The sequence below is a fragment of the uncultured Mucilaginibacter sp. genome, from assembly GCF_903893715.1.
Taxonomy (GTDB): domain Bacteria; phylum Bacteroidota; class Bacteroidia; order Sphingobacteriales; family Sphingobacteriaceae; genus Mucilaginibacter.
Genome location: NZ_CAITNG010000161.1, coordinates 1 through 2746, shown reverse-complemented (window position 1 = coordinate 2746; position 2746 = coordinate 1). Strand labels below are relative to the sequence as shown.

Sequence of the window (2746 nt, the reverse complement as noted above, 5' to 3'; positions counted from 1 at the left end):
TATACAAATTGTTTTGTACGGTTTTGCGCTTACTAACGAAGTAAAGAACTCCAATATCGCCATTCTCGACCAATCGAAAGATGAGGCTACCACTGCTATCTCAAACGAGATAGCGTCGAGCAGGTATTTTCATTTGGTCAAAAACATGTATTCGTACAAAGATATAGGCGCTACATTCCGTACAGGCAAAATACGGCTGGCCGTTGTTTTTCCGGCAAATTTTCGCAACGATCTACTTCACGGCAATAATGCCCAGATCCAGTTGATTGCCGATGCATCTGACCCTAATACGGCCAATATGCTCACCAATTATGCCACTGCCATTATAAATGATTACCAACAATCCATTAACCAAAACCAGGACCTGCCTTATACCATCAAAACCCAGGTACGCATGCTGTACAATCCCGAACTAAAAGGCGCCTACAATTTTGTGCCGGGTGTTATGGCTTTGGTGTTGATGTTGGTTTGTACGATGATGACCTCGATTGCCATAGTGAAAGAAAAAGAAATGGGAACCATGGAAGTATTGCTGGTTTCGCCACTAAAACCCTTTCGCATCATTATTGCCAAAACTGTACCCTATTTACTGGTTTCTGTCCTCAATATTACCAGTATACTGCTGTTGAGTGTGTATGCGCTAGATGTACCCATAGTAGGCAGTGTGTGGCTGTTGATGAGCGAAAGCATGTTGTTTACTATTACATCGCTATCGGTAGGCATCTTGATTTCGAACTTCGCTCAAACACAGCAAACAGCCATGTTTACCTCCATGATGAGCTTGTTTTTGCCAACCCTGCTGTTTAGCGGTTTTATGTTCCCCATCGAAAATATGCCCATACCGATGCAGATCATCTCGAATATTGTGCCCTCCAAATGGTTTTTTATCATCGTTAAGAATGTGATGATCAAAGGGCTTGGTTTTTCGTCAGTATGGAAAGAAACACTCATATTACTGGGCATGACCACAACTTTATTAGGCATCAGTATTTACAAATTTAAGATAAGGCTGTCATGAGGATGCTGAAATTTTTATTGCAGAAAGAACTCAGGCAGATCATCCGCGACCCGGCCATCATCAGGATATTGTTCATTATGCCGATGGTACAGTTGCTCATTTTGCCCCTTGCCGCCGACTATGAGATCAAGAACATCAATCTTGGTGTAGTTGACCATGACCATACAGAATATTCGCGCAAATTGGTCAATAAGGTTGTCGCTTCAGGTTATTTTAGGCTAAAAGACTATAGCCCCACTTTTAACCAGGGTTTAAAGGCCATTGAGTTGGATAAAACAGACCTGATACTGGAAATACCTGCGCAATTTGAGCGCAGTTTGGTTAAAGAAAACCAAGCTTCCTTATTTATTGCCGTCGACGCCATAAACGGTGTTAAAGCTGGCTTAGGGGGTGCTTATCTGCAAAGTATCATACAAGACTACAATCAGGATGTGCGTATGCAATGGATACAGTATCCGCGCTATAACCCGCAACCCACTATACAGGTCACCTATTCCGACTGGTATAACCCCAACATGAACTACAGGGTGTTTATGGTACCGGGTATATTAGTAATGCTGGTAACTATGATTGGTTCATCTTTCGCATCCAACAACATCGTACGCGAAAAAGAAATGGGCACCATCGAACAGATCAACGTTAGCCCGATTAAAAAATACCAGTTTATTTTGGGCAAACTCATTCCTTTTTGGATGCTTGCCCTTACCGTTTTGACGATGGGGCTGGTTATAGCACGAGTAGTATACGGCATAGTGCCACTTGGCAGCTATTTTACCATATATGTTTTTGCCGGCATTTATCTGGTGGCTATATTAGGTTTAGGTTTACTACTTTCTACCTATGCGCAAACGCAACAGCAATCCATGCTGGTATCGTTTTTTGTGACCATGATATTTAATCTGCTCAGTGGTTTATACACCCCTATTGAAAGCATGCCGGGCTGGGCACAAATGATCACCAGGTTTAACCCGGTATCTTACTTTATCGAAGTAATGCGCATGGTGATGTTAAAGGGCAGTGGCCTGAGCGATATTAAATTCCAAATGCTGGCCATGTTGGGTGTTGCCGTTTTTTTTAACGGGTGGGCAATCCTAAATTACCGAAAACGGTCGGGATAGGTTGTTTGTTAATTTTATTGAGAAGTTACATAGGCTTTGCTATCCTTTTACCAAACAAAAAATGCCCGGCATATCCAGGCATTTTTTGTTTGGCGGTGAGGGAGGTACTTGAACCTACGACATTTGACTTAATCTCATTTAAGTATAAATAGCTTTAAAATGCACATAAAAGGCATATTTATAAAACCTGACTAAAATAAGCTTAACCTATATTGCAAAATAATTGCTACCAAATTTGCTACCAAAAATAAAAGTACTTACATTCGTTTAAGTTTTTACATAATAAGCGACATTATGAGTACCCTACGTTACAACTTGCGGGAAGATAAACCCGACAAGTCCACAAAATGCCCTATTGAATTGATTTATCAAGTATCCGGGCAAAGAAAATATTATCAACCCGAAAACAACAAGGGCAAGCCAATTAAGCTAAATCCCATTAATTGGGATGCAGAAAAGCAATTGGCGGTTTATGTTACCCCCGCAAAGGCAAAAAAGATACTGCCGGGGAACTTGCATAAAGATTTGGATAATGTGATATTGTTTGATACCGAAATCGAAACGGTGAACGATACCCTATCAAAAGTAAGAACGGACATTAAAGCTATTG

3 protein-coding genes are annotated in these 2746 nt (G+C 41.0%); all 3 read left to right on the top strand.

Annotation, left to right across the window (positions count from 1 at the left end):
- A partial coding sequence (locus QZX97_RS19025; RefSeq protein WP_295652259.1) for an ABC transporter permease occupies positions 1 to 1018 on the top strand: 1018 nt, incomplete at its 5' end.
- On the top strand, positions 1015 to 2136 hold the full coding sequence (locus QZX97_RS19020; protein ID WP_295652257.1) for an ABC transporter permease: 1122 nt from the start codon (positions 1015 to 1017) through the stop codon (positions 2134 to 2136). The genes QZX97_RS19025 and QZX97_RS19020, both read left to right, overlap by 4 nt.
- 294 nt (positions 2137 to 2430) lie before the next feature.
- A partial coding sequence (locus QZX97_RS19015; protein ID WP_295664935.1) for a hypothetical protein occupies positions 2431 to 2746 on the top strand: 316 nt, incomplete at its 3' end.